The 26,338-nt window shown below is 51.2% G+C and carries 27 protein-coding genes and 3 tRNA genes; 6 read left to right on the forward strand and 24 right to left on the reverse strand.

The features are described 5' to 3' along the window. Window positions 1-96 precede the first annotated feature (96 nt). The 6 genes from ACN9MQ_RS14030 to uvrY all read right to left on the reverse strand — a co-directional run bounded on the left by ACN9MQ_RS14030 (window position 97) and on the right by uvrY (window position 3,633). Window positions 97-183: transfer RNA gene (locus ACN9MQ_RS14030), tRNA-Leu, on the reverse strand. A gap of 11 nt (window positions 184-194) precedes the next feature. Beyond that, window positions 195-268: transfer RNA gene (locus ACN9MQ_RS14035), tRNA-Cys, on the reverse strand. A 46-nt stretch (window positions 269-314) separates the two neighbouring features. Then, window positions 315-390: transfer RNA gene (locus tag ACN9MQ_RS14040), tRNA-Gly, on the reverse strand. A 152-nt stretch (window positions 391-542) separates the two neighbouring features. Continuing rightward, window positions 543-1,091: a CDP-diacylglycerol--glycerol-3-phosphate 3-phosphatidyltransferase gene (pgsA, locus tag ACN9MQ_RS14045; RefSeq protein WP_014170706.1), complete on the reverse strand. Its 549-nt coding sequence runs from the start codon at window positions 1,089-1,091 to the stop codon at window positions 543-545. A 56-nt stretch (window positions 1,092-1,147) separates the two neighbouring features. After that, window positions 1,148-2,980, reverse strand: coding sequence for an excinuclease ABC subunit UvrC (gene uvrC, locus ACN9MQ_RS14050; protein WP_426020963.1), 1,833 nt, complete (start codon window positions 2,978-2,980; stop codon window positions 1,148-1,150). Then, a complete protein-coding gene (gene uvrY, locus ACN9MQ_RS14055) occupies window positions 2,977-3,633 on the reverse strand; it encodes a UvrY/SirA/GacA family response regulator transcription factor (RefSeq protein ID WP_013096026.1) in 657 nt (218 codons plus the stop codon). The genes uvrC and uvrY overlap by 4 nt, the downstream gene beginning before the upstream one ends. A 399-nt stretch (window positions 3,634-4,032) precedes the next feature. On the opposite strand from uvrY, the gene ACN9MQ_RS14060 reads away from it, so the two are divergent. Further along, window positions 4,033-4,113: a hypothetical protein gene (locus tag ACN9MQ_RS14060; RefSeq protein ID WP_418251707.1), complete on the forward strand. Its 81-nt coding sequence runs from the start codon at window positions 4,033-4,035 to the stop codon at window positions 4,111-4,113. Then, a complete protein-coding gene (locus ACN9MQ_RS14065) occupies window positions 4,100-4,324 on the forward strand; it encodes a DUF2594 family protein (protein WP_003859644.1) in 225 nt (74 codons plus the stop codon). The genes ACN9MQ_RS14060 and ACN9MQ_RS14065 overlap by 14 nt, the downstream gene beginning before the upstream one ends. A 66-nt stretch (window positions 4,325-4,390) precedes the next feature. On the opposite strand, the gene sdiA is transcribed toward ACN9MQ_RS14065, so the two are convergent. The 16 genes from sdiA to ACN9MQ_RS14145 all read right to left on the reverse strand — a co-directional run bounded on the left by sdiA (window position 4,391) and on the right by ACN9MQ_RS14145 (window position 20,984). Further along, window positions 4,391-5,113 carry a transcriptional regulator SdiA gene (sdiA, locus tag ACN9MQ_RS14070; RefSeq protein WP_014170708.1) on the reverse strand — a complete coding sequence of 241 codons (723 nt, stop codon included), beginning with the start codon at window positions 5,111-5,113 and terminating at the stop codon, window positions 4,391-4,393. Window positions 5,114-5,334: 221 nt separating this feature from the next. Further along, a complete protein-coding gene (tcyN, locus tag ACN9MQ_RS14075; protein WP_014170709.1) occupies window positions 5,335-6,087 on the reverse strand; it encodes an L-cystine ABC transporter ATP-binding protein TcyN in 753 nt (250 codons plus the stop codon). After that, the gene (tcyL, locus tag ACN9MQ_RS14080; protein WP_014170710.1) at window positions 6,084-6,752 is read right to left on the reverse strand and encodes a cystine ABC transporter permease; all 669 of its coding nucleotides are present in this window, start codon (window positions 6,750-6,752) and stop codon (window positions 6,084-6,086) included. The genes tcyN and tcyL overlap by 4 nt, the downstream gene beginning before the upstream one ends. A 20-nt stretch (window positions 6,753-6,772) precedes the next feature. Beyond that, window positions 6,773-7,759, reverse strand: a complete 987-nt coding sequence (dcyD, locus tag ACN9MQ_RS14085) for a D-cysteine desulfhydrase (RefSeq protein ID WP_020883351.1) — start codon at window positions 7,757-7,759, stop codon at window positions 6,773-6,775. A gap of 107 nt (window positions 7,760-7,866) precedes the next feature. After that, on the reverse strand, window positions 7,867-8,667 hold the full coding sequence (gene tcyJ, locus ACN9MQ_RS14090; protein WP_020883350.1) for a cystine ABC transporter substrate-binding protein: 801 nt from the start codon (window positions 8,665-8,667) through the stop codon (window positions 7,867-7,869). 86 nt (window positions 8,668-8,753) lie between these two features. Further along, the gene (fliZ, locus tag ACN9MQ_RS14095) at window positions 8,754-9,305 is read right to left on the reverse strand and encodes a flagella biosynthesis regulatory protein FliZ (protein WP_008500339.1); all 552 of its coding nucleotides are present in this window, start codon (window positions 9,303-9,305) and stop codon (window positions 8,754-8,756) included. Window positions 9,306-9,359: 54 nt separating this feature from the next. Beyond that, on the reverse strand, window positions 9,360-10,079 hold the full coding sequence (locus ACN9MQ_RS14100; RefSeq protein ID WP_014170714.1) for an RNA polymerase sigma factor FliA: 720 nt from the start codon (window positions 10,077-10,079) through the stop codon (window positions 9,360-9,362). A gap of 148 nt (window positions 10,080-10,227) precedes the next feature. Next, window positions 10,228-10,965, reverse strand: a complete 738-nt coding sequence (locus ACN9MQ_RS14105; RefSeq protein WP_032680753.1) for a class I SAM-dependent methyltransferase — start codon at window positions 10,963-10,965, stop codon at window positions 10,228-10,230. Further along, window positions 10,962-11,414, reverse strand: coding sequence for a GNAT family N-acetyltransferase (locus ACN9MQ_RS14110; RefSeq protein WP_032680752.1), 453 nt, complete (start codon window positions 11,412-11,414; stop codon window positions 10,962-10,964). The genes ACN9MQ_RS14105 and ACN9MQ_RS14110 overlap by 4 nt, the downstream gene beginning before the upstream one ends. Next, window positions 11,411-12,376 (reverse strand): hypothetical protein, encoded by a 966-nt coding sequence (locus ACN9MQ_RS14115; protein ID WP_032680751.1) that lies wholly within the window; start codon window positions 12,374-12,376, stop codon window positions 11,411-11,413. The genes ACN9MQ_RS14110 and ACN9MQ_RS14115 overlap by 4 nt, the downstream gene beginning before the upstream one ends. Next, the gene (locus ACN9MQ_RS14120) at window positions 12,370-13,332 is read right to left on the reverse strand and encodes a glycosylase (RefSeq protein ID WP_032680750.1); all 963 of its coding nucleotides are present in this window, start codon (window positions 13,330-13,332) and stop codon (window positions 12,370-12,372) included. The genes ACN9MQ_RS14115 and ACN9MQ_RS14120 overlap by 7 nt, the downstream gene beginning before the upstream one ends. A gap of 1 nt (window position 13,333) precedes the next feature. Next, window positions 13,334-14,032: a WbqC family protein gene (locus ACN9MQ_RS14125; RefSeq protein ID WP_032680749.1), complete on the reverse strand. Its 699-nt coding sequence runs from the start codon at window positions 14,030-14,032 to the stop codon at window positions 13,334-13,336. Window positions 14,033-14,044: 12 nt separating this feature from the next. Continuing rightward, window positions 14,045-15,199 carry a DegT/DnrJ/EryC1/StrS family aminotransferase gene (locus ACN9MQ_RS14130; RefSeq protein ID WP_032680748.1) on the reverse strand — a complete coding sequence of 385 codons (1,155 nt, stop codon included), beginning with the start codon at window positions 15,197-15,199 and terminating at the stop codon, window positions 14,045-14,047. Between the two features lie 3 nt (window positions 15,200-15,202). Continuing rightward, a complete protein-coding gene (locus tag ACN9MQ_RS14135; protein WP_073396058.1) occupies window positions 15,203-18,538 on the reverse strand; it encodes a bifunctional class I SAM-dependent methyltransferase/glycosyltransferase in 3,336 nt (1,111 codons plus the stop codon). Between the two features lie 27 nt (window positions 18,539-18,565). Next, window positions 18,566-19,984, reverse strand: a complete 1,419-nt coding sequence (locus ACN9MQ_RS14140; RefSeq protein WP_073396060.1) for a hypothetical protein — start codon at window positions 19,982-19,984, stop codon at window positions 18,566-18,568. 163 nt (window positions 19,985-20,147) lie between these two features. Further along, window positions 20,148-20,984 (reverse strand): flagellin, encoded by an 837-nt coding sequence (locus tag ACN9MQ_RS14145; RefSeq protein ID WP_028013689.1) that lies wholly within the window; start codon window positions 20,982-20,984, stop codon window positions 20,148-20,150. A gap of 365 nt (window positions 20,985-21,349) precedes the next feature. On the opposite strand from ACN9MQ_RS14145, the gene fliD reads away from it, so the two are divergent. From fliD to amyA, 4 genes are all read left to right on the forward strand, one after another. Then, on the forward strand, window positions 21,350-22,768 hold the full coding sequence (gene fliD, locus ACN9MQ_RS14150) for a flagellar filament capping protein FliD (protein ID WP_020883342.1): 1,419 nt from the start codon (window positions 21,350-21,352) through the stop codon (window positions 22,766-22,768). A 13-nt stretch (window positions 22,769-22,781) separates the two neighbouring features. Next, window positions 22,782-23,186: a flagellar export chaperone FliS gene (fliS, locus tag ACN9MQ_RS14155; RefSeq protein WP_113656022.1), complete on the forward strand. Its 405-nt coding sequence runs from the start codon at window positions 22,782-22,784 to the stop codon at window positions 23,184-23,186. A 5-nt stretch (window positions 23,187-23,191) separates the two neighbouring features. Next, window positions 23,192-23,554 (forward strand): flagella biosynthesis regulatory protein FliT, encoded by a 363-nt coding sequence (gene fliT / locus ACN9MQ_RS14160; RefSeq protein WP_014170725.1) that lies wholly within the window; start codon window positions 23,192-23,194, stop codon window positions 23,552-23,554. A gap of 64 nt (window positions 23,555-23,618) precedes the next feature. Continuing rightward, window positions 23,619-25,106: an alpha-amylase gene (gene amyA / locus ACN9MQ_RS14165; RefSeq protein ID WP_113656023.1), complete on the forward strand. Its 1,488-nt coding sequence runs from the start codon at window positions 23,619-23,621 to the stop codon at window positions 25,104-25,106. Between the two features lie 64 nt (window positions 25,107-25,170). Here amyA and yedD read toward each other — a convergent pair whose 3' ends face one another. Then, a complete protein-coding gene (yedD, locus tag ACN9MQ_RS14170; RefSeq protein WP_020883340.1) occupies window positions 25,171-25,584 on the reverse strand; it encodes a lipoprotein YedD in 414 nt (137 codons plus the stop codon). A 155-nt stretch (window positions 25,585-25,739) separates the two neighbouring features. Further along, the gene (locus ACN9MQ_RS14175; protein WP_108648140.1) at window positions 25,740-26,252 is read right to left on the reverse strand and encodes a DUF4823 domain-containing protein; all 513 of its coding nucleotides are present in this window, start codon (window positions 26,250-26,252) and stop codon (window positions 25,740-25,742) included. Window positions 26,253-26,338 lie beyond the last annotated feature (86 nt).

A 26,338-nucleotide genomic window follows, 5' to 3' on the forward strand; every position in this document is an offset into this window, starting at 1 on the left:
GAAACTAGGGTATACGGCGAAAAACAGGCACAAAAAAACCACCTTTCGGTGGTTTCACGACACTGCTTATTGCTTTGATTATTCTGCTTTTTCCCATGGTAGCCGGAGTGGGACTTGAACCCACACAGCGCGAACGCCGAGGGATTTTAAATCCCTTGTGTCTACCGATTCCACCATCCGGCCAGGGAAGAAAGTGGAGGCGCGTTCCGGAGTCGAACCGGACTAGACGGATTTGCAATCCGCTACATAACCGCTTTGCTAACGCGCCGTAAAACTTTTTTACGCGACACCCGCTATTGCGCATGTCTTTAATCTGGAGCGGGAAACGAGACTCGAACTCGCGACCCCGACCTTGGCAAGGTCGTGCTCTACCAACTGAGCTATTCCCGCATGTCATCAAGTTAACTTCTAACCACTTGATTTCATTATCGTCCGGCTAGCTGTGCCGCCGTTCGATGCGTTGCATTCTACTGATATGACGGTATGAGTCAACGTTATTTTTTGCATCCCCGGATCGTTTGCTGAAAATTACGTCGAAACGATCACTGATCAAGCAAATCGCCACGGGCAGCGTTTAAATATTGCAGCATAGACCACAGCGTCAGTACCGCAGCAACCCACAGCAGCCCAATCCCCGCCCACTCAACCCAGGCGTTTGGACGCCAGAGCATCCAGACCAGCGAGGCCATTTGCGCGGTAGTTTTCACTTTACCAATCCACGATACCGCGACGCTGCTGCGCTTACCCAGCTCCGCCATCCACTCACGCAGCGCAGAGATGATGATCTCACGGCCAATCATGGTTGCTGCAGGCAGCGTTACCCACCACGTGTGGTAGTGCTCAGCCACCAGCACCATCGCGATAGCGACCATGACCTTATCGGCGACCGGGTCGAGGAAGGCACCGAAGCGGGTGCTTTGGTTCCAGCGGCGTGCCAAATAACCATCAAACCAGTCCGTAACCGCAGCCACCAGGAAAATCAGTGCACAGGCAAAAGGGGCCCAGACGACTGGCAGGTAAAATGCCAGTACAAAGAACGGGATAAGCACAACGCGAAAAAGAGTGAGCAACGTAGGGATATTAAATTGCATAATGACGGTAACTGTTTGTTGTCAGTAAAATTTAGCTCTATGTTGCTACAGAGCCCTCAATGTTTCAACGAGTAGTAGATCTTTTCTGCCAGCGCTTGCGAAATACCCGGCACTTTTGCAATTTCCTCCATGCTGGCATTGAGTAATCCTTGCAATCCGCCCATATATTTAAGCAACATCTGCCTGCGTTTTGGCCCGACGCCTTCGATGGTCTCAAGCGTACTGGTGTTTTTTACCTTCGCCCGTTTTTTCCGGTGCCCGCTGATGGCGTGATCGTGTGACTCATCGCGAATATGCTGGATAACATGCAGTGCCGGAGAATCCGGCGGCAGACTGAAGCCCTCCCCTTCCGGTTCAAAGAAGAGCGTCTCCAGACCGGCTTTACGATCGGCCCCTTTTGCCACACCCAGCAGCAACGGATGGTTTTTATCCCAGCTCACATCAAGTGAGTCAAAGACCGCTTTCGCCTGCCCGAGCTGCCCTTTCCCGCCGTCAATCAGTATCACATCCGGGATTTTGCTCTCTTCGATGGCTTTACCGTAGCGACGGCGCAGCACCTGGTTCATGGCGGCATAGTCATCACCCGGCGTGATCCCGGTGATGTTATAGCGACGATATTCCGCGCGCAGCGGGCCGTTAGCATCAAACACCACGCAGGAGGCCACGGTCTGCTCGCCCAACGTGTGGCTGATGTCGAAGCACTCCATCCGTTTAACCTCCGGCAGCTTCAGGAGCGTAGCCAGTGCCGTTAAACGCTGGTGGACCGTCGATTGCTGGGACAGTTTTGTAGTAAGCGCCGTCGCCGCGTTGGTCCGGGCAAGCTTCAGGTAACGCGCGCGGTCACCGCGCGGTTTGGTCTGCACGTTAACCCGACGACCAGCCAGTTCTGACAGCGAATCCGCCAGCAGCGTTTTATCATCGAGATTGAAATCAAGCAGGATCTCAGATGGCAGCGTGCGCATCTGACTCCCCTGCAGATAGAACTGGCCGACGAAGGTTTCAACCACCTCACCCAGCTCCGTCCCTCCCGGCACTTTCGGGAAATAGCTGCGGCTCCCGAGCACTTTACCCTGACGAATAAACAGCACATGCACGCAGGCCATGCCGGCGTCAAAGGCAACGCCGATCACGTCGAGATCGTCACCGGTGTTCGAGACGAACTGTTTCTCAGTGACTCTGCGCACCGCCTGGATTTGGTCGCGGATCCGCGCGGCCTCTTCGAACTCCAGCGCTGCACTGGCTTTCTCCATCCGGGCGATCAGCTGCGTTAATACCTGATCGTCTTTCCCGGCTAAAAACAGGCGCACATACTCGACCTGCTGCGCATACTCGTCTTCACTCACCAGCCCGGCAACGCATGGCCCCAGACAGCGGCCAATCTGGTACTGCAGACACGGGCGCGAGCGATTGCGATAGACACTGTTTTCACACTGGCGAACAGGGAAGATTTTTTGCAGCAGCGCCAGCGTCTCACGGACGGCATAGCCGTTGGGAAACGGGCCGAAATATTCACCCTTGGCATGTTTTGCACCGCGGTGCATAGCAAGCCGGGGGTGCGTATCGCCACTCAGGAAGATGAACGGATAGGATTTATCATCGCGTAACAGCACGTTGTAGCGCGGCTGATAGAGCTTAATATAGTTATGCTCAAGCAGCAGCGCCTCCGTCTCGGTATGCGTGACGGTAACATCAATATTCTGTATGAGTGCGACCAGTGCTTCGGTCTTGCGGGAGGCAAGGTTACTGCGAAAATAGCTGGAGAGGCGCTTTTTGAGATCTTTCGCTTTCCCCACGTAGATAACCGTACCGCCAGCGTCATACATACGATAGACGCCAGGCTGGCTGGTTACGGTTTTCAGAAATGCTTTTGAATCGAACACATCACTCACTGACTTAACAACGTCTCCGCATTACATAAACCATGCCGGATGGCCAGATGAGTCAGTTCAACATCACCATGAATGTTCAGTTTGCTGAACATGCGATAACGATAGCTGTTCACCGTTTTCGGGCTAAGATTCAGCTGTTCCGAGATCTCATTTACCTTCTGACCTTTGGTGATCATCAGCATAATCTGTAGTTCACGCTCGGACAAACTGGCAAACGGCGATTCCGTTTTCTCGGGTTCGATCTGACTCAGGGCCATCTGCTGAGCAATGTCGGAAGCAATGTAACGCTGTCCGGCAAACACGGAACGGATAGCATTGACAACTTCCTGCGGCGCGGCACCTTTACTCAGGTAACCGGCAGCGCCCGCCTGCATCACTTTCGCGGGCAGCGGGTTTTCAGTATGCACGGTCAGCATGATGACTTTTGTATCAACAAAGGTACGCGCGATTTTGCGAGTTGCTTCAAGACCACCGATACCGGGCATGTTCATATCCATCAACACCACATCGGCCGAATTAGTGCGGCACCATTTTACGGCATCTTCGCCGCAACAAGCCTCACCAGCAACTTTAATACCTTTTATATCTTCAAGAATGCGTCGTATCCCTGCGCGCACCAGTTCGTGGTCATCAACAAGAAGGACGTTGATCAAAGGAAATGTCTCCAGAATAGGGATAACGCTACTGAGTGATAATTTGGTTTATATTAACGGTTTTCCTCACAAGATTAAAACGTTAAAAAATCGGCTATTCGATTTCGCTCTCGTTTTTGGAAATTAGGCTGTACAGAACGTGGAAAGAGAGCCCGCGCCACCAGGGCTTGTGCAGCTTTTTTTAAGCATCTGTATTCAAAAAGTTACAAAAAACCTGTCGCCTGAGTCCGTAAAAAAACAGCTCTTAAATTTTTGTAACAATAATTAACGACAAGCGAACCGGGTATAAACAATTCGTCGCTATTAACGCCGTACAGTTTGGCGGCACGCGTTGTTTACGCAAATAAACATCCAGTGTAAAAGTACGAAAAACAACCGCTGCATTTTTTGCTGCGCCTTGTGGTATACTCCGCCGCCTTGACTTTCATCGTCGCGCACGAGCGCCGTTTTATAATGAGGAAAATAAATGAGCACACCTGAATTTGCCACTGCGGAGAATAACCAGGAACTGGCACAGGAAGTAAACTGCCTGAAATCGCTGCTAACGCTGATGCTACAGGCGATGGGCCAGGCTGACGCCGGTCGTGTGATCATTAAAATGGAAAAACAAATCGCGCAGATGGAAGACCAGGCTGAATCCGCGGTATTTGCCAACACCGTTAAGCAAATTAAACAAGCCTACCGCCAGTAATAAAAAACGGCTGGATGCTGTGCATTCAGCCGTTGCCTCGTCTGACACGCAGAACGTACTCTCTACTCAAATAAGCCCGGTCGCCGCCGCGTAACACGCGATCTGCGTCTTGTTAGGCGCATTGAATTTCTTCTGCATATTCTTCTGATGAAAGTTAACCGTATTCTCTGAGATGGAGAGAATGATCGCAATTTCCGCCGACGTCTTCCCTTCCGCGGTCCATTTAAGAATTTCCCGTTCACGTTTGCTGAATTTCATCTCAGGCGGCATCACCATCTCATCTTCAAATCGAATCAACGATGTTAAGGCCACTTGCACCAGCAGTTGTAACCGCAGCTCTATTTCCTCGTGGTCTAGCGGGCTCTCCAGCATGCTAGTACGAGAAACCGACAGAAAACCGAGAGCATGATTCGGCAGCATCAGACACTGCGTTATTCCTGTACGTAAGCCGTGCTCCCGTGCGCTATGCCATAATTCCTCAGCATCCGCGAATAATTCGTCAGTCCAGGGTAAATGCCCCTGGATGAAATTCTCCGGTTTTAACACCGGGTCAATGGCGAAATAATTCTTCGACTGATATTGCGCCTGCCACTGTGGCGGATAAGTGGTATGCACAGAAATCTTAGGCCGCGTAAAAGGCACGGGATGGCGTACGCAGAGTGCGTAATAATCAAATTCTAGCGCCTGAGTTTGTCGCTGAAGTTCCTGATATACCTCGTCGGCACAGGTCAATTTCTGAAACCGGAGGGAGCATTCCCGTCGCCAGGTGAAAAAGTCTGAATCCTTCATACTTACTAAATGAAGCCTCTGAAATGATATTCATTATTATGGTGAATATAACCTAACACATAAAACTTATTTCTAACTACAAAATATCGGCAACAGCACAATTAACTTTACGTTTGATAAGGTTTATTGGGCCTGAGCGGAATAAAAAAACACGGTGTCGGGCGCAGGGGGAGAATAATTTGCCCCAGATGAATTTTCTGGAGCAAATTAGTGCAAAAATTCTACTGCATAAGGAATTTTTCAAGGAACTGACGGGTTCGCGGCTGCTGTGGGTTGGCAAATAAGTGTTTTGCCGGCCCCTGCTCCACGATCCTTCCCTGATCCATGAAAATGGCGCGGTCCGCCACATCACGAGCGAAGCTCATCTCGTGGGTAACGATAACCATTGTGCGTTTCTCCTGTGCCAGCTGGCGGATGGTGTTCAGCACCTCTCCCACCAGCTCAGGGTCGAGCGCAGAGGTCGGTTCATCAAAGAGGATCACATCCGGGCGCATCGCCAGCGCGCGTGCAATCGCCACACGCTGCTGCTGACCACCTGACAGGCGGCGCGGGTAGCTGGTTTCTTTACCGGCCAGCCCGACTTTTGCGAGCAACTCGCGCGCGCGAACCGTCGCGTCCTCTTTGGCTTCCCCTTTTACAATGACCGGGCCTTCAATGATGTTCTCCAGCACCGTCCGGTGTGGGAAGAGATTGAAGTTCTGGAAAACAAAGCCCACATGCTGGCGCAACTGGCGAATCAGACCTTTTTGCTGGCTGATGGATTTGCCGGTATCAATCGTAATGTTCCCTACCCGAATCGTGCCTTCTTCAGGCTGTTCAAGCAGGTTGATGCTGCGCAGCAGCGTTGTTTTCCCGGAACCACTCGGGCCGATAATGGCGACCACTTCACCCTGCTCAACCTCCAGATCAATCCCGTGGAGCACCGTTTGACCGTGGAATTTTTTCACCAGGTTTTTAACGTCGATAGCACTCATTTTGGATCACGCTCCTGGCGGTTAAGCTGGTTTTCGAAATAGTTTTGCAAGGCGGATAACACTGTCGCCATTACCCAGTAAATCAGCGAGGCCGCCAGATACATGGTGAACACTTCCAGGGTGCGCGAGGTAATAAGCTGCGCCTGACGGAACAGTTCCGGTACCTGAATGGTGGCCGCCAGCGACGTGTCTTTCACCAGGCTGATAAAGCTGTTGCTGAGCGGCGGAAGCGCCACACGCGCCGCCTGAGGCAGAATGGCTCTGCGCAGCGTTTGCCAGGGCGTCATACCGATACTGGCCGCCGCTTCCCACTGCCCTTTATCAATGGACGAGATTGCCGCACGCAGCGTTTCAGAGGTGTATGCCGCCGTATTGAGCGACAAACCAATCATCGCCGCGGGGATCGGATCCAGCTCAATACCAAACTGCGGTAAACCGTAGTAGATCATAAAGAGCTGGGCGATAAGCGGCGTGCCGCGAAACACAGAGATATAAAAACGCGCCACCCAGCGTACTGGTAAGACGGGTGACATACGCATTAAGGCCAGCACAAACCCGAGTACCAGACCGAAGAACATCCCGCCAATACTGAGCTGTAACGTAAATACCGCACCTTTAAGCAGGTACGGCAGGGAATCAATAACCAGTTGAATACTTTCTTGCATTATTATTTTTCGACCTGATTTTAGACATGAGGATGGTAGGCAAACAGCGCAGGTGCCCCGCCGGTGTGAACAAACAAAATCGGCCCTTCATCCTTAAAGCGCTTCTGTTCAATGCCATCGATAAGACCGGCCATCGCTTTGCCCGTATACACGGGATCAAGCAGGATACCCTCGAGGCGCGCCAGCAATTTCACCGCATCCATCCCCTCTTCATTAGGCGTGCCGTAGCCTGGTGCAAAATAGTCGTCCCAGAGCTGGATATCAGCCGTTGCCTTCAACGCCAGTTGCTCTGCCACCGCCTGCTGTAAGGTGACCACTTTCGGCTTCTGGTCCGCGACGCTACGCGATACCGTCACGCCAATAAGCTCGACATCGGGTAATAATTGCTCCAGACCTACGGCCAGCCCTGCGTGGGTACCTGCACTGCCGGAAGCAACAACGACAGAAGAGAGGCTGACCGCTCCCTCGCATTGCTGGGCAATCTCCAGCGCACTTTCCACATACCCCAGCGCGCCCAGCGCATTCGAGCCGCCGACAGGAATAACGTAGGGACGAAAACCCTGCGCTTCCAGACGCGTCGCCAGTTCATCAAGTTGTGCGGTCGGGTCGGTTAATGCCTCGACCATTTCGACTTGTACGTTAAACAGATCCAGCAGCAGACGGTTGCCGTTAGTCAGATAGTTTTCTGCGTGCGTTCCAATTGGGTTTTCCAGCAATGCCACACAGTGGAGACCCAGCTTTGCAGCCACCGCGGCGGTCTGGCGGACATGGTTAGACTGAATGGCACCTGCGGTAATGAGCGTATCCGCGCCTTCACGCAGGGCGTCAGCGGCCAGAAACTCCAGCTTACGCAGCTTATTGCCCCCCATCGCCATCGGCGTTACGTCATCGCGCTTAATAAAAATATCGCGTCCTAAATAGTCAGAAAATCGCGGCAGATACTCCAGCGGAGTCGGCGCGCCGATAAACTCCAGGCGGGGAAAGCGCGTTAAATTCTGTAGTGACATGGGTTCTCCGGTAACACAGACTCAAGGTGATATTTTTCATTATGCACGCAGACGCGTAAGAAATAAAAAAGGCGCTTTTAAAAGCGCCTTTTTTTAACGTCAAAGACTTATTTCGTGACGTCTGCCCCGAACCACTTCTCAGAAAGGGCTTTCAGGCTGCCGTCTTTTTGCATGTCAGCAATCGCGGAGTCAATCGCTTTAACCAGGTCGTCGTTGCCTTTACGAACGGCTACACCGGATTCCTGACGAGAGAACGCATCACCAGCTACCGCCAGGGTATTGTTGGTTTTCTTCACCAGATCCAGCGCGGCCAGACGGTCAACCAGAATCGCATCAATACGACCTACGCGGAGATCCTGGTATTTTGTCGGGTCATCATCGTAAGTGCGGATATCTACACCCTGAACGTTCTGGCGCAGCCACTCTTCATAGTTGGTCCCCAGACCGACACCGACTTTTTTGCCTTTCAGGTCAGCGGCCGTTTTGATAGTGCCTTCGTTACCTTTCTTCACCAGCGCCTGGATACCAGACACGGTGTACGGCGTGGAGAAGTCATACTTCTTCTTACGCTCGTCAGAAATGGTCACCTGGTTAATCACCACATCAATACGTTTGGAATCCAGCGACGCCAGCATACCGTCCCATTTGGTCGGTTTGATGGAGGCTTTCACGCCAAGGTGTTTCGCCAGTTCCTGTGCAAATTCCACTTCAAAACCGGTGAGTTTACCGTCATCGCCCTGGAAGCTGAACGGAGGATAGGTTCCTTCCAGCCCGACCAGCAGCGTACCGCGCTCTTTCACTTTATTCAGCAGATTTTCTGCGGCGAACGTTTTCACGCTCATACCCGCGACCAGCGCGACTGCCATTACACCCATCAGCGCCTGACGACCCAGAAGTGCTAATTTCATAAATACCCCGATATAGTGGAATTTTTGAGTAGTGTAGAGAAATCACCTGCAAGGTCAAAGGCGACTGCGCTACATCTTATTCTTTTTTAATATATATCAGAAGTTGTTCCAGCGTGGGCTTTCTGCTTTATGGCACCCGGCATTTGTACCTTATATTGTGCATACTTGCGCAGCGCAATGCGGTAGTTGTTGGTGCTGGTCGCAGGCAGCCACGGCTCAAGATTCTCATCCAGATAGCCGGTCTTCAGCAGATCGCGGGAGATGTTGTTCACGGTGAGATGTTGTCCGAGACGGCGCAGGCGGACGACATATTCGCGTACGGTTCCGTGGCTCATCTCCGTTTGTTCAAACAGGAATTGTTTGAAGCCGATAATGTCGAAGAAGTCGCTTTGCTCTTTGCAGTGGAGATCACCGCAGAAACGGCAAAGCGCCACCCACTCTTTTTGTTCTTCGAGCCATGCTGCTTCATCCATCAACGTGTCGAGGCGTGAAATCGCGATCTTATTAACGATTTCGCCTCGACGAACCAGCGTGATACGATCGAGTAACTTGTTACAGTGGGCGCAATGCGTCTGGCTGTGTTTAAAGTCTTTCAGGTAGCGGCTTAAAGGCCGTCTTTTAGATTGCTGCACCGTCATGATAACTCCTGGTTGTCAATACGTTGTGCGGCATTTTTCAGGTGAATCAATCACCTATAACTTACCCAGCTTTGTGCGTAAACGTTTAATGGCCTGGCTGTGCAACTGGCTCACCCGAGACTCCCCCACTTCCAGAACAGCGCCAATCTCTTTGAGATTAAGCTCTTCCTGATAATAGAGGGTCAACACCAGCTGTTCGCGCTCAGGTAAAGCCTCAATCGCTTCCATTACGCGCTGGCGTAAATTACCTTCCATTAAATGGTGTAACGGGTTTTCTTGCTGATGCTCATCCGTCACCAGCTCGATGCTATCGCCATGCTCTTCTCGCCACTCGTCATAAGAGAAGAGTTGGCTATTATTGGTATCGAGCAACATCTGACGATACTCTTCAACAGCAATGCCAAGACGTTCCGCCACTTCTGTTTCCGTAGCGTTACGTCCCAGTTCCTGTTCCAGCTGCCCCATCGCATGCGCCACTTCGCGCGCGTTGCGGCGAACACTGCGCGGCACCCAGTCGCGGCTGCGCAGCTCATCCAGCATCGCACCACGAATACGCTGAACTGCGTAAGTCGTAAATGCCGTTCCTTGCAGAGCGTCGTATCGGTCAACTGCATTCAATAACCCGATACCGCCCGCCTGTAGCAGATCGTCAAGTTCCACGCTCGCCGGCAAACGCACCTGGAGGCGCAATGCTTCGTGACGCACCAGTGGGACATAACGCTGCCACAGCGAGTGTTTATCCATTACACCTTCAGCGGTATAGAGTGAATTCACGATAAACAGCCCTGCGTTAGTTGAGTTATCGGCATGATTATCCGATTCTGCAGGGCGTTCAATTGGATGAATAGTGGGTAAAATAAGGGGTTATTTGGGGGTTACCGATGCATGCAGGGATAACATGCATCCTGTGGTAAGGATAACGTCAGCCTTTTTTACATAGCAAGAATATACTTGAACATAAATCAGGGTATTGATGGCCTAACTCGTAGCACCCCTCAAGATATTGCTTTGAGATGATATCTGTCTGTAAAAGTTTGTCCCACTGGAAATTAGCGAGCGCCTTGAAAAAAATACCCGTGCGATAAACAACGTTAAGTCCCGCAAGACGGGCATCTCTTTCAAGAGTATCCAGAGAATAAGTACAACGATGGCCATGCTGAAACTCAGCCTCCGTCACCGCACTGTTATGCGAGATTAAGTTCATTTTTACGGCAATCTGTCGGGAGGCGGCATGCGCATTTGGACAAACCAGAAAAAAGTGGCCTTCATCCGTTAACCATTCATTATTAATGCGTTTTAAGAGGTTAACGGGATCGTCAATATGCTCCAGCACATGGGTGAGAATTATATTGTCATAACGCTCCGGCAGTTCAACATCCTCAAAGCGGGAATGCACAAACGAGACATTTTCCCCCAGGCGCTTACTGGCGATATTCATCGCCTCTGCCGAGGCTTCCACGCAGGTGATGTCGCTGAATTTTTCGGTCAATCGTGCGGTAAAATCACCTTTAAAACTACCAAGTTCAAGTAAATTACCCGGCTTAAAAAATGGTGTGAACGCACGGATCATAAAAGGGTGCATCACATCAAAATCAAAGTTATAGGCATACTGATGATCGGCAGTATCTTTGATTTCCAGATTGTAATCACGAAGGGTCATGTTGTTATCTCACTGTGCAAAGTCATGGTTATCTTTGAAGCGTTTGATCTGCCGAAGATAAATCCATGCTTTAGATATAAATGTTGTGCCGACACGTTATTCTTATCGACTTCAAGATTAATTTCCGTTACACCCAGGGACTGTAGATGTTCAATGCTTTGAATTAATAGCTTGCTACCCACACCGCAATGCTGGGCGTCAGGCAAAACGGAAACATGAGTAATATATCCCTGCTGACGCTGCGCGTTATAATAGGCTGCAACCAGTCCGGTGAGCGTGTTGTTATGCCAGGCTTCGGTTCGCCATGCCCGCTCCGCTATTTTTTTGGCATAGTCCTGCAACGCGATTATTTCGGTAATAGACGCGACAAAAAGCGGGTCACACTGATTAAAGTGTTCGACGATCTCCTCCGGTGAGGCGCGATTCTGGCAAAACGCCCAGCAATTCATAACACCAGTTCCGCCAGGCCAAATCCTGCTTTGCCAAACGCGTTACCGTTATAAAGCAAATAAACTTTCTCATCGCAGCGGAACAGATGGGGATAGCACTGCATTTCGCTGTCCCAGTCATTCACGGACGCGAGCGACGCCATCTGGCTGTCGTCACGATGCCAGTGGTGTAAATCATCAGACCAGGCATAGCCCAGACGATAGCCGCGCCCCTGCTCTGTGCGGAAATCGAAACACTCACGGAAGCAAAAGACCATATGATAACGGCCATTGATTTCAATCACCGTCGGCAGTGCTTGGCATTCATCGTCCCCCAGTACGGAAGGGATAATTTGCTGGCTGTCACGCTGCCAGTGGATGCCATCGTGTGATTCCGCATGGGCAATTTTATAGATGCGATCCGGAACCGAATCCGATGTGCGCTTCTTCCAGCCCGTTCCAAAGATGTACCACATGTGGAAACGTTCACGGGTATGTATAACAAAGGCATCCCCCACTAAGTGTGGCTCGTGCAATGAGGGGCCCATCACGGGCCCAGTACCGAAACGGGTGAAGTGTTCGCCATTGTCTGTGCTTACCGCAAAACCAATGGCTGTATCAACCGAGACCGAAACGCGACGATTCCAGCCCGTTGTCCATGCCATGATTTTTCCTTCATGACGCAGAACGTTACAAGGGAAAATACCGTGCTCATCGAATGTGCCCAACTCAGCAGATGCTATCACCGGCTCGGGACTGATACGAAGCACCTCCCGCAAAGATTTATCCATATCCACATAGCAGACACGGCTAATAAACTTTGCTGAATTCGCCTCCCGCTCACGCGTGGAAAAGTAGATTCGGACAAAGTCATCAAACACCAGCGCTTGCGGAGACTGGGCAAAACCCACCCCATTTGCCAGAGGAGGAACCTGTGACGGCGAATAGATAAGCCCGTGCTTACGCCATTTCAGGGTCAGCATAATTTGCCCTCAAGTTGTGCCAGGCCAAAGCCATAGCGGCCCACCTGATCCCCCAGATAAGCCATGTAAATATTGCCATCGAGTTCAAAAACGTGTGGGTAGCTGATCATCTCTGCATCCCATCCGGAAGCAGAAACGTCAATGCCAGCTTTGCTATCATCCCGGTGCCACGACATCATATCCAGACTCCACGCGTAGCCGATGCGGTAACCGTTCTGCTTTCCGCGGTAATGGGCGCTGTAGCGGTAGCAAAAAAACATATGGTATTTGCCGTTGGCGTAAAAGACATCCGGGCTGGCCTGTGCCTCGTCCTCTTCGATACGGCTGGGGATCAGATCTTTATTCAGCTTCGTCCAGTTGATGCCATCTTCAGATGTCGCCATGCGAATCTTGTAGACCGGCTCTGCGCGGCCATCCACCCATTTCCATTTGCGACCAGCAATATAAAAAAGCTGCCATTGGTTATTGAATCTTCGAATTTTCGGCCCACTCATTACAAACGGCTCATCCGGAGAGTAACCGATTGCTGGCCCCGGACCCGCTTTAACAAAGGTCTCCCCCTGGTCATGGCTTACTGCCATGCCAATTGCCACGTTGAACGGCACCGATTCGCAGCGAGTCCAGCCTGCATACCAGGCTTTTACCACATCCTTATCGCGCATCACGGAGACGGGATAGGTACCAAATTCGTCAAATTCTCCGTATCCACCCAGCGGGAGAATCGGTTCACGGGCAAAGCGCAATACCTGGAAGAGATCGTCACGAGCCAAATCCACCCAAGCGGAATAGCTGACATATTTCCCCTGTTCATCAGCAGGCGGGCGGCAGGAGAAATAGACGCGCACGAAATCATCAAAGATCAGCGTCGCAGGGGCCTGAGCAAACTCTTTAAGCCAAGGGAGATGAGTCACCTCCTGCGGGGTAAAGACCTTACCCAATTTTTTCCATGTAAACATATTAAATTAACTCATAACCAAGTTGCAGGCGACGAACCACCTCATCGCGAGAGTTAAACATCATGACGTCAATAATGGACAGCCAGGGAATAAACGCCGCGTCAGAATGCGGGTAGTGCCACGGTTGCGGCTGGATAAATTGCAGCTGAAGCCCGCGTTCGACAAAATCCTGCCGGGAATAGAGCGCCATGCCCCCCGGGGGGTTAATATACGTACGGACGTTCATCACCTGACAAATATCGATGACGCGATCCTGAGACTTTAACGCGTGATTCGCCGGTAACGAAGACGAGACAATTAGCTCACACGAGAAGCCAAAATAGTCCCGCAACCGGTTCAGGCCCAGCCACAGATAATTAAAAAGATTATCCTCCGGGTTCTGAATAATCTCCTCAACGATCGGCATTACCGCGGAAAATGAGGGTGCGTGGCGATACGCACCGACAATTTGATTGCACAGCTTATTGCGGTCAAATGCTGCTGAGAGCTGCCGCTCCCTGATATCCAGAAAGTCCGAGTCTTTTTTTAGTGGCAGCGAGATTAATGACTCCGCACCGCGAACCTGAATACGGTTACGGTTAATCCACCCTTTTTTCGTGTACTTGATGTTGTCATACACCACGAAAGCATCCACTGCCGCCATCAGTTGGAAATAGCCGCAATACGGGAAAAAATAGGGTTGCATGATCGCCAGCTTCATCGGTTTTCTTTCCTATCCATTGACCACAAGCGCAGGCTCTGCCGCACGGGCGGCATTGATAAAGAGTTCCTGGATAATCTCAATAATACGACGTTGATCGGCCACCAGTAGTCCGGGATAGATGGGCAGGCAGAGCACCGCATGAGAAATTTCATCGGCAACCGGGAGATGTTGTGCATTCGCCGTCGGGAAGTGGCGATACATCGGGAACGCGCTGATAAGCGGATAGAAATAACGGCGGGCATAGATATTATGCTTGCGTAATTCCGAATAGATAGCATCCCGGCTGACCGCCGAATCTTCGCGAATAAGTACCGGGAAGTAGGAGTAATTCCATTCAATATTACTGGCAGGTTTAATGTACTCCAGCGCCGGAAGAGCGGAATCGAGCAGTTCAACGTAACGTTGATAAATAACCGCGCGTTCCTGCAGCGCACTGTCAATATACTTTAACTGCAGCAGCCCCATGGCCGCCTGCACTTCATTCATTTTGGCGTTAATACCCGGCGCCATCACAATGGTTTCATCGGCAAAACCAAAGTTTTTAAGATAATCGATGCGCTGCTTGGTTTTGGCATCATGGCAAATAATGGCCCCCCCTTCGAAGGTATTAAACACCTTTGTGGCATGGAAGCTCAGTACGGACAGATCGCCATAATTGAGAATGCTGGCGTTATCTTGTTTGACGCCGAAACAGTGGGCCGCATCGTAAATCACCTTCAGTCCATAGGTATCGGCAATCTTCTGGATGCGTTCCATATCGCACGGAATACCATAGCAGTGGACTGGCATGATCGCCGTCGTTTTAGGCGTAATCAGTTCTTCAATGCGATCCGGATCGATATTAAAAGTGGCGGGGTCAATATCAGCAAACACCGGTGTTAAATCATTCCACAGCAGGCTGTGAGACGTGGCGACAAAAGAGTATGGCGTGGTGATCACTTCACCGGTTATACGCAATGTCTGAAGCGCCGTCAGCAACGCGAGCGTGCCGTTGGAGAACAGGCAGACATGTTTTACCCCAAGATACGCCGCCAGCGCCTCTTCCAGTTGCTGATGGAATTGCCCGCTGTTGGTCAAAATTTTACTTTCCCACAAGGTCTCCAGGTAAGGGATGAACTCCTCAAGGGGCGGAAGAAGTGGACTGGTAACGTAGACATTTTTCATAAGTTAATCCTCAGTACCTGATACCTGGAAACTGCGGGGTGCTTCATCAGCACACCATTTTCGCCAGGCCCCGCGCAGGGCCTGCTGGAAAGGAATCGCCACATTGCTCTGGCTCTGGAGTGGGATTGTGCTCCGCATGCTCTGACGCAAAGCGCTGAGGGTTTCCAGTCGGGTTTGCCAGCTAACGGCCTTGTCGAAATAGTCTTGCTGACTTTCCGCCACAAACTCATCCAGCCCGTAGATATGCAAGATCTCCAGCCCCTGCCGCGCGGGATAGGTTGCGCCTGCCAGGGTAAGCGTCGGGACGCCCATCCATATGCCATGACTGGTGGTGGTTCCCCCGTTGTACGGGAAGGAATCAAGCAACATGTCTACCTCATGATGCATATGAAGATACGATTCCAGTCCCGTCGTTTTACGGAAGATAAGCTGCTCATCCGATACGCCCAGCGCATTGAGCTTTTTGCGGTAGCGGGCGATCATCGCATCGTCATCCATAAAACCAATCAGCAAACGTGACGTGGCGTTATGCAGCAGAATGCGCGCCCACAACGTAAAGACCTGGTCATTCAATTTTTTCGGGCGGTTGAAACTACCGTAGGTAAACCAGCCGTTCGTTAGGGCTGGCAAGGCATTGACGTCAGGGCTGGAAGCATCCGGCTCAAAGAAGTTATCGAGTGGAATCGCGATCAGCTTTTCAGTGAACTGAGCGTCTATCGCAGCATTCCTGACAAACCCGGTGCTGATAATGCGGTAATCCATCTGCCGCATCCCGGTCGTGCCCGGGTAACCGAGCCAGGTGATTTGCACCGGCGCAGGCTTAAAGGCAAACGCGGGTAAACGCGTCCCGGTGGTATGACCCGAGAGATCAAAAAGAATATCAATCCCGTCGCTGTGGATCTGTTTTGCCAGCTCAACGTTATTGAGATGGGTAACAGATAACCACTTCGTCGAGGTGTTACGGAAGTGCTCCGTGACGGCATCATCTTTATCCAGCGTACTATATCCGTAGAGGGAAAACCGCTCCCGATCCATGCCGTCCCAGAACGGGCGCAGGAAGCGGCTTACGGGATGGTTACGGAAGTCTCCGGAGACAAAGCCGACGCGCAACGGCCGCTCAGGATCCTTACTACCCTGCCACGGCAGCGCCAGGTCGAAGTTTGTCGCCCACTCGGTCACCAGTTCACCATAGGCAAGATGGCGATTGAAAAGCACTTCCGGCGAGACAGAAAAATCGTGGGTAAGAACAAACAGCAGGCTGGTGAAACAGTCAAAATCACCCGGCGCAAACTCGAGCGATTTCTCGAGGAAATAGCGTGCTTCCGTCAGTTTCTGATTATCACTGAGAATAATGCCCATCATCGCGAGATGCAGCGGATTCGTGGCGTTATAGCGCAACGATTCCCTGGCGCAGCGTTCAGCCATGGCCATATTGCGACGCGCATGATAAACCACCGCCAGCGTATTCCAGAATGACGCATTATGTTTATTCAACCGCAGCAGCGCCTGCAGGATCCGGGCGGCATAATGCAGCTCACCTTTTTTCTGCAGCACGGTTGCCAGGTCGAACCAGATATCCTGCCCGGCAGAGTAGCGGCTCATGAGCTGGCAGAGTGCCAACAGAGCCTCGTCCCAGTCGCCCATCAGCAGGCTTGCACGGGAAGAGCAGCGAAGCAGATGCAGATTATGAGGATCGTTTTCAATCTGTCCCGTAATGTAATCGCGCGCGTCTTTCGCCAGACCTGCGGCAATCAGCGCGTTTACGTTTTGGTAAATGAGATCGATGCCAGGATCCTGTTCATCCCTCTCCCCTGCCATAATCTGCGCGTCAACAAGTAAACCGCCCTGTTGCGATCCGACATTAAGCAGTAAAAGCGTATCAATGTTGCTTTTAAGGTAGTCGACATCCCCCAGACGCAAAAAACGCTGCAGTGCTTTGCGCCAAGCTTCAGGGGTACCTTTCAATAGTCCTTTCGCCTTCAGTGCAGAAAAGCACTCTCGGCTTCTGGCCTGATTCACATCCATGCCGGCAATCGCGAACTCCCGTTCGTCGTCACTGAGGGTCACACGCTCCCCCCAGAGATTAAGCATGATGTCAAAGTCTTGCCCTACCAGAAGAGGAGCAATTAACGTGAGTTCACTTTCAGGCTGAACATTGTAAGGCCCCGGTGAACCCGCCCAGTGGAGCCCCGGAATTTGGTTGAGAAAGAGATCTTTTAGAGATTCAAGTACGCTCTGGGAGACATCCCCCTCTTTTTCGGGAAGACGAGCGTTGCTCACCAGTTGATCAAATGACAGGCTCAGCGGCCATGCGCCGCCAAGCAGATCGAGAATATGCAGCGTCGTGGTATTTTGCGTCGAGAAAAATTTCCCTTCAGCGTTGGTGTGAGCATTGACGATCTCGCCGCGATCGTTGCGGCAACGTCTGAAATCACCGGCCCAGTGCAGCGTGTTTAACCGGGTAAAATCCAGCGCCGCCGCGTTAACAGTATCATCACGGGAAAGCAGGCTGACGCGCTCGCGACGGTTGACGGCAAAATCGAGATATTGCTGCGCGGCAATCGATGCCTGCCCAGATGAGACCAGTGCGTGCAGCTGATGAATTTGCTCGCTAAAGCTCTCACCCGTTTCGTACTGAGGCAGCGCATCCCCCACGTAGCGCAGCCCGCAGGATGAGAGAGTATCGGTGAACTGAAGGAACTGCCCGGAGATGTGCGTGGCGCTTGCCAGGCTCTCAATAAGGGTCGTGTCGTCAACGCGCTCCATCGCGAGCACATAGTCTTTGATCTCCCCTTCCGGCTGGGTCAATGCCAGATAGCTGAGCATACCACGAGCAAAAGCAACCTTCTCATCTGACCGGCCCGCAAGGCGTGCGTGGAAGGCCAACGCATCCTGAACGTATTGTGCCGCGGATTCAGGCGGGGTAAAAATCTGGTGGATGGCAATAATGCCATACGCCGACAGGTGGCGACGACACCACTGCAACAGCGCGTCACGCTCTGGCATGCCTGCAGGAATAAAGTCCCCGCGAATAAGAATGTAATCGAACTCACCCGGTGACACGCTCAGCACATCGTTAAGACCCGCCGCAACCAGTTCAATACTGACGATACCCAGACGCTGCGCCTGCCTCTGCCCCGTTGCAATAGCGTCTTCGTTAATATCAATACCTATCCCGACACAATCAGGCCAGGCCAGCGCAGCGGATAACAACACCTCGCCCTGTCCGCAACCTAAATCCAGGACGCGTGCATTCTCAGGTGCCCCGGCAGGAAACTGATACAGGGCAGCGGCGGCCTGCAGACCCGATAGCGTGAATCGATTATCTGGATACAACATACAGAGAAAGTTCCATGAGTTCAGTGGTTAGCCAAAATAGGTTTGTTGCATCGCAGCTTTGTAGTTCTGGTACGCTTCGCCGCCTGATTTTTGCGTGGTCACTGTCCAGCTGAACGTGGCGTCGGTGTAGCGAATATCGATCAGTTTCTCCAGCGGCTCGCGATGAATGGCCATCTGCTCAACCGCAGGCAGTGCATCCAGCGCGACAGAAAGTGCGACCTGGTCGAGGAACCACTCCGCATTGCCGCGGCGTAGATTCCAGTCAATAAATGTCGCAACAAGCGACAGGTATTTACGCGAAAGCGTCCCCGGAGCCGTATAGACAAAGCCGGCGGGAACCTGCTCCCATGGCGGTGCGCCGTTACTGTAAGAGAGGACAATTTCCTTATCAGGAAGATATTGCTTAATATCAGCCCAGTTCTTACGAACGAGACAATCTGCATCAAGAACAATAACTGGAGAGGTGAACACGCTCAGTGCATAGCTGAGGAAAACAAAACGTCTTGAGGCGTACCAGACATTGATACCAAAAACGGGCGCAATCTTTTCGGCTGTCACCGATATCACCATTCCCGGAAAATGCTGGTGCAGCGAATGAACGTGCGCCTTTGTCTCATCATCAGGGTTATAAAGATGCAGGTGAACGTTAAGCTGGTCGCCGTTGGTATGGAAGATCGAACCTAACAGCGTCAGGGCGTGATCGAAGTAATAGCGTTTGTCGCACGCTACCAGAACCGTTGTTTTTCCGTTTTCCTCTGCCGGAAGAAGCCACTCGTAGTGCGAAAAATCAGGCTCATAATCAGGCATATTCAGGGCGGAGAAATCGATGAACGTTTCAGGGCAGCCACCCAGTTTATGAATCCCCGTGACGATCATTAGCATCGTTAACGCGTCTTCACCAATATGTTCAGGATCGGCGGTCAGCTGCTGGATAAGCGTCTGCATCTGATTAAAATCATCTTCCATCAGGCACACTAACAGCAATATTTTCATCACGGTTGGGGATGGACTCACCACCGCGTAGTAGTTTGAAATCAGGAATAAGGCGGCGTCAATTTCGTTAATACGGAAGAAAACCTGAATACCCGCTACCAGAAGATTTATGCTGTCGTCATGCTGAAGCGCCTCTACGACCCAACCGGTAATGGTTTCACTCAGCTCTTGCGAAAAGGGTGTCGGCTTGCCCTGGTTTTTAAAATCAAACGCGGCGTTTGCTGCAGCGATCGCGCACAGCATGCGCTTAACAGCGAGTTCTTTTTGTGCATCCAGATCGGTCGTTGCGTCCATGATCTGGGGTTCGAGCGTGGCAATATCAGAATTTTTATAGTGCAGGATTTCGGTTACAACATGCGCAGGCAATGCATCCGTTTCTGGCAAAAAGATTAGCCGTGAAAATTCATCACGGTAATACTGATGCAGCGATCGTGTACGCTCGAACTTGTTCATCCCGATTCTCTTAGTAAGATTGCGATTCTTACCCATCGTACAAGGGAATATTCGAGATAATGGAAGGAACACCCCCGGTAATAATGGCTTATTTCGGAGATTGTCTGGCGGGCAAAAAAAAAGGTTGCTGTCTCCAGCAACCTTTATGAAACAGACGCGGCGATTAACGCAGCAGAGACAGCATAGCCTGAGGAACCTGGTTTGCCTGAGACAGTACAGAAGTACCAGCCTGCTGCAGGATCTGCGCGCGAGACATGTTGGAAACTTCGGTAGCGTAGTCAGCGTCCTGGATACGGGACTGAGCAGCAGACAGGTTATTGATAGAGTTGTTCAGGTTGTTGATGGTAGATTCGAAACGGTTCTGAATCGCACCCATGTTAGAACGCGCGGTATCAATTTTCGCGATTGCAGCATCAGCAGCAGAGATAACAGCCTGTGCAGAGGCGTTATCGGAGATTGCAGTGCTCAGACCAGCGCTCAGGGTACCAGAGGTCGCGTTGATCAGCGCGTTGCTGTCTACAGAGATGGTGTCGTTAGCAGAAGTACCAGCACCAACCTGAATTTTCAGCGCGGTAGATACAGAGCCGTCCAGCAGTTTTTTACCGTTGAAGTTAGCTGAGCCCGCGATACGGTCGATTTCAGCCAGACGCTGTTTGATTTCAGTGTTGACGGAAGTCAGGTCAGAAGAACCGTTGGTGTCGGTAGCAGCCTGAACAGACAGCTCACGAATACGCTGTAAGTTGGTGTTGATTTCGTTCAGGTTACCTTCAGCGGTCTGAACCAGGGAGATGCCGTCGTTGGCGTTACGCGCCGCCTGGGTCATACCTTTAATCTGGGAGGTCATGCGGTTAGCAATCGCCTGGCCAGCAGCGTCATCTTTCGCGCTGTTGATACGCAGACCAGAGGACAGACGCTCGATAGCAGTGCCCAGAGAAGACTGAGATTTGTTCAGGTTGTTCTGAGTGGTCAGGGACAACAGGTTAGTATTGATAACTGCCATAATTTTAATTCCTTCAAAAATGGTTTCTAGGGTCGGTGCCTAACACTCACGGCGTCTCTCACCGTCAACAAGGTTATCGACGCTCGAACAGCAGACTTTAGAAAATATCGAAGAAAATATTTAATTATTTGTTTTATAAAGATTTATTTTGCTCTAAAGCGGCTACAGAGTGCATGATGAATAAAAGATTAACGCAAAAAATCACCGTCTTATTCTCTTCGGTATATTTCTTCGTCATGCACCCTGTTGATTTAAAACGCGTCATTTAGGTCGCTTATTCAGCGATATATTTTTTAAGCTTGCCGTAAACTTTTCGTCGAACGGGCCGATAAACGACTGAAACATCCATTAAGAAGGAACACTACATGGCGACTATCAGTAATCTCGGGGTGGGCATGCCCGGCCTGTCAGATCTGTACGATAAGCTGCAGGCAGCAGAAGAAACAAAATTGACGGCTATTGCCAAGCAAAAAACCACCTACGACGCGCAGATTACCGGTTACGGCAAATTACAAAGCGCCCTGACGAATCTGCAAACCGCAGCTGCTAAGCTCGCAAAAACAGATACGTGGAACTCAACCTCCATTAGCAGCACCAATACTGCATTTTCGGCTATCAGTACCTCCGGCGCTAACGTTGGTGATGTGACAGTCAACGTGAGCAAGATTGCTAAAGGCCAGGTGCTGACAACCACGCCAGGCACTATCGACAGCAATACTAAGCAGTTAGGTGGCACCACGGGCACCAACAGCCGAACCATTACCATTACCCAGGCAGGCGCTGACAGTAAACCACTGACGGTAACCCTGGCCGATGGCGATACCTCCCTGAACGGGATCGCTAAAGCCATTAACGCTGCCAACGGCGGTGTCTCGGCAAGTGTGGTGAAAGCGGATGATGGCGACTATCGTCTGATGCTGACCTCCAAAACCACCGGTACCGATTCTGATATGACGGTAACAGTGACCGGCGACGATACGCTGAAAGGCATCATTGGCAGTGGCGCACTTACCGAACAGGTAAAATCACAAAATGCCGTCGTTAACGTCAACGGTATCCAGATTGTCCGCCAGACCAATACCATCACTGACGCCATTCCAGGGGTAACATTAACCCTGAAAGCACAGAGCACGGCCGATGAAACCCTGACCGTAACCCGCTCTACTGACGATAACAAAAAAGCCATTACAGAATGGGTAACTGCCTATAACTCTCTGCAGTCCACCATTGCCTCATTGACGAAATATGAGCCACCTGCGGTGGGTGCAACCGCCCAGTCTTCGAATAACGGCGTACTGATGGGTGACAGTACTATCCGCGGAGTACAATCCGATCTGCGTGCTTTATTGACCAATGTGCAGAGCGGTTCCTATGCCATTATGGCCCAACTTGGCATCACCCAGGACCCGGTCAAAGGCGCGGACGGCGCGGTTGGCAACCTGAAAATTGATGATAAGAAATTAACCAAGATCCTCACGGACGATCCGGCTGGTGTACAGGCCTATTTTGTGGGTGACGGGAAAACGACCGGTTTCGCTACCCAGATGAATAACAAGCTAACCGATATGCTGAGCACGTCTGTCGGCAAAGAAGGCGTTATTCAGAATGCGAAGGACGGTATTAACGCCACGCTCAAATCCATCGGCAAACGTTACGACGCGATGGAATTGACGATTGAAGCCACGATGGCGCGCTATAAAAAGCAATTTAACGATTTAGATAAGCTGGTCACAAAATTCAACGGCACGGCCACTTATTTGACCCAACAGTTCAGCAGTAAGTAAGAAAGGAAACGATATGTATAGCAAATCTGGTGTACAAGCCTATCAGCAGGTAGGTCTTGAATCTGCTGTCTTGAGTGCCAGCCCGCACCAGTTGGTTGTCATGTTGTTCGACGGTATCCATAGCGCGCTTATCCGGGCGCGCCTTTTCCTTGAGCAGGGGGACATCCCGGCAAAAGGAGAGGCCCTGTCTAAGGCCATTAATATTATCGAAAATGGCCTTAAGGCTGGGTTAAATATGGAGGTGGGAGGAGAACTCCCCCGCAACCTTTCTGCGCTTTATGACTATATGGTACGCCGTTTGTTACATGCCAATCTGCGCAATGACATCGAGGCGATTACCGAAGTCGAGGCTCTGCTGCTCAATATTTCCGACGCCTGGAAGCAAATCGGCCCGGGTTATACTCCCAAGCAGGATTAACTTTAATGAACGACTCCAGCTTATCCCTTAAAAAGTGGCATGCTCTTTATGCGCTTAGCAATACAATGCTGAGCCTTGCTCAATCCGGGAAATGGGATGAGCTCATCGAACAGGAGGTTGCATACGTTTCGCTGGTTGAAGAGATCAGCACGACTCCTTTTCCGCCCGACAGCAAACACATCCAGGATCAGGCGATGGTGATACTGAATCAGGTGCTGCAGAATGAGCTCCTCCTCAAGGATTTGTTGCAGGAAAGAATGAGTGAGTTGAGCGGTCTTATTGCCCAAACCAACAAGCAAAAAAACGTTAACGTTACCTACGGGAAGTTGTCAGGTAACATATTATTTCCCGGAGAGATGAATCATTAATTCACATTAGCGATTCTTGATCCATACTCCAGAAGTCTGCCAAACGGCTTCTGGAGCACGGACGATGAAAAACCCCACCCTGTTACAATGTTTTCACTGGTATTACCCTGCGGGCGGTGAATTGTGGCGAGAGGTCACGGCGTTAGCCCCCAATCTTAACGAAATCGGCATCAATATGATCTGGTTGCCGCCAGCCTGTAAAGGCGCATCCGGCGGGTACTCGGTTGGATACGACACTTACGATCTCTTCGACCTCGGTGAGTTTGACCAGAAAGGCAGCGTCGCCACCAAGTACGGTGACAAAGCTCAGCTGCTGGAGGCCATCGACGCACTCAAAAGTAATGAGATCGCCGTCCTCCTGGACGTGGTGGTTAACCACAAAATGGGCGCAGACGAGAAAGAACCCGTCCGCGTTCAGCGCGTCAACGAACAGGATCGCACGCAGATCGACGATGAGATCATTGAGTGTGAAGCCTGGACACGCTACACCTTCCCTGCCCGTGCCGGGCAATATTCGCAGTTTATCTGGGATTACAAATGCTTCAGCGGCGTCGACCATATTGAAAACCCCGATGAAGACGGCATTTTTAAAATCGTCAACGACTACACCGGTGAAGGCTGGAACGACCAGGTTGATGATGAGATGGGTAATTTTGATTACCTGATGGGCGAAAACATTGATTTTCGCAACCATGCCGTCACCGAGGAGATCAAATACTGGGCCCGCTGGGTCATGGAACAAACTGGCTGTGCCGGTTTTCGTCTGGACGCCGTCAAACACATTCCCGCCTGGTTTTATAAGGAGTGGATTGAGCACGTTCAGGAAGTCGCAACGCAACCGTTGTTTATCGTGGCGGAATACTGGTCCCACGAAGTGGATAAACTGCAGGCCTATATTGACCAGGTCGATGGCAAGACGATGCTGTTCGATGCCCCCCTGCAGATGAAATTCCACGAAGCATCGCGCCAGGGTCGGGAATACGACATGAGCCAAATCTTTACCGGCACCCTGGTCGAAGCCGATCCGTTCCATGCAGTAACTCTGGTTGCCAACCATGACACTCAGCCTTTGCAGGCGCTGGAAGCGCCGGTCGAAGCGTGGTTTAAACCGCTGGCCTATGCCCTGATCCTGCTGCGTGAAAACGGAGTGCCCAGCGTCTTTTATCCGGATTTATTCGGTGCCAGCTATGACGATACGGGCGGTGACGGCGAAACCTACCATATTGATATGCCGGTCATCGAGCAGCTTCACGAGCTGATCCTCGCCCGCCAGCGTTTTGCCCACGGCGTGCAGACGCTGTTCTTCGATCACCCAAACTGTATCGCCTTCAGCCGCAGCGGCACCGAAGACGATCCTGGCTGTGTGGTGGTGATGTCGAATGGCGATGACGGCGAGAAAGTGATTTGTCTGGGTGAAAACTACGGCAACAAAACGTGGCGTGATTTTCTCGGCAATCGCGAAGAAACGGTCACTACCGCAGCGGATGGCGAAGGTACCTTTACCTGCAAAGGTGGAAGCGTCAGCGTGTGGGTGATTGAGGATGCGTTGTAGTTGTAAAAGCATCTGACGTGAATTGAATGCCGGGTCAGGCGAAGCTGCCACCCGGCAACATGCACTACGGAAGTTTACTCTCAAGCGGATTTTTGCTCAGATAATCTGCGCACTCTACCGTCGGGCGATCGACCTTCTGTAGCTCCATACCATCATACTCAAGAACAGAGCCATCGCGCTCCAGCGGATAAATATCCAGCTTGCGGGTGACGTTATAATAACTGTCTGAACGCAGCATGATTTTACCCGGTACAGCGATCACGCGCTGCCATTGACGGCAGTCCAGCGTATCGCCCTCCTCCGTCACCACCAGCGTGGCAATCGCCTCTGGACTCACCATTTTGCTCTGCGGCCCTTTTGACTGCCAGTACCCTGCCAGATGCGCCGGGACGGGGTGTTTGATCACTTCCTGATAGTTATCCACCTGAACGCACCCGGTCAGTGCCAGCAGCGCGCCAGCAATTGCTATTTTTTTCATCATCTTTCCTGCATTCGAAGAAAAAAATATTGTGGCATTAAAGCGCTTAGGCTGCCAGCGAAGATCGAAGGGTCTTAACATAAGGAAAGAGGACTTTACTGAAGCCTGTCAAAACCCCGTTGAGACGGGGTTTTATATGAAAGTTTGAGGGAGAATTAATACAGACTCGAGATAAACGCGCTTACAGGTTCTGGCAACAAATCCTGTGGGTGATCGCCACCGAAGGTAGCCCACTTGCTTTTGCCATTGATAATGGTTGATGCAACACGATTATTGGATTCAGCATTATAAACAGTGATTTTCACTTCAATCTTGTCTGGAATGCCTGACCACTCAGTTGCACGATCCTCCCAGTGCAGTATCTGTGGGACCACATAATATCCCCGGCTGAGTGTATGCCGGTTTTTCAGACATGCGAGATCATCACAGTCACTAAAAACTGTCACATTATCTGAATACCGCAAAAATGCCGCTTTTACAGCATCCGCCGTTGCTTTGCTAGAACCAGAATAAGTGTGTGTTTCATATACGCCGTCAGTTGGCTGAGAGATCGCAACTGGAGCATCTTTTGACAGGGATTCTGTGCGCTCCTGAATATTATTTGTGCTGTATTTGGCGGAACAACCTGCCAGTAAAATTGCAGAAAAAAACAGAAACAAACTTTTCACTTTTCTATCCCTGTAAAATAAAGGAGTTACATTTTATCAGGCCAGTCCAGGTGAAACACATGTTTGCATCATGAAGACGTAACAAA

It is taken from the genome of Enterobacter sp. R-25 (assembly GCF_049913205.1).
Classification (GTDB): Bacteria; Pseudomonadota; Gammaproteobacteria; order Enterobacterales; family Enterobacteriaceae; genus Enterobacter; species Enterobacter ludwigii.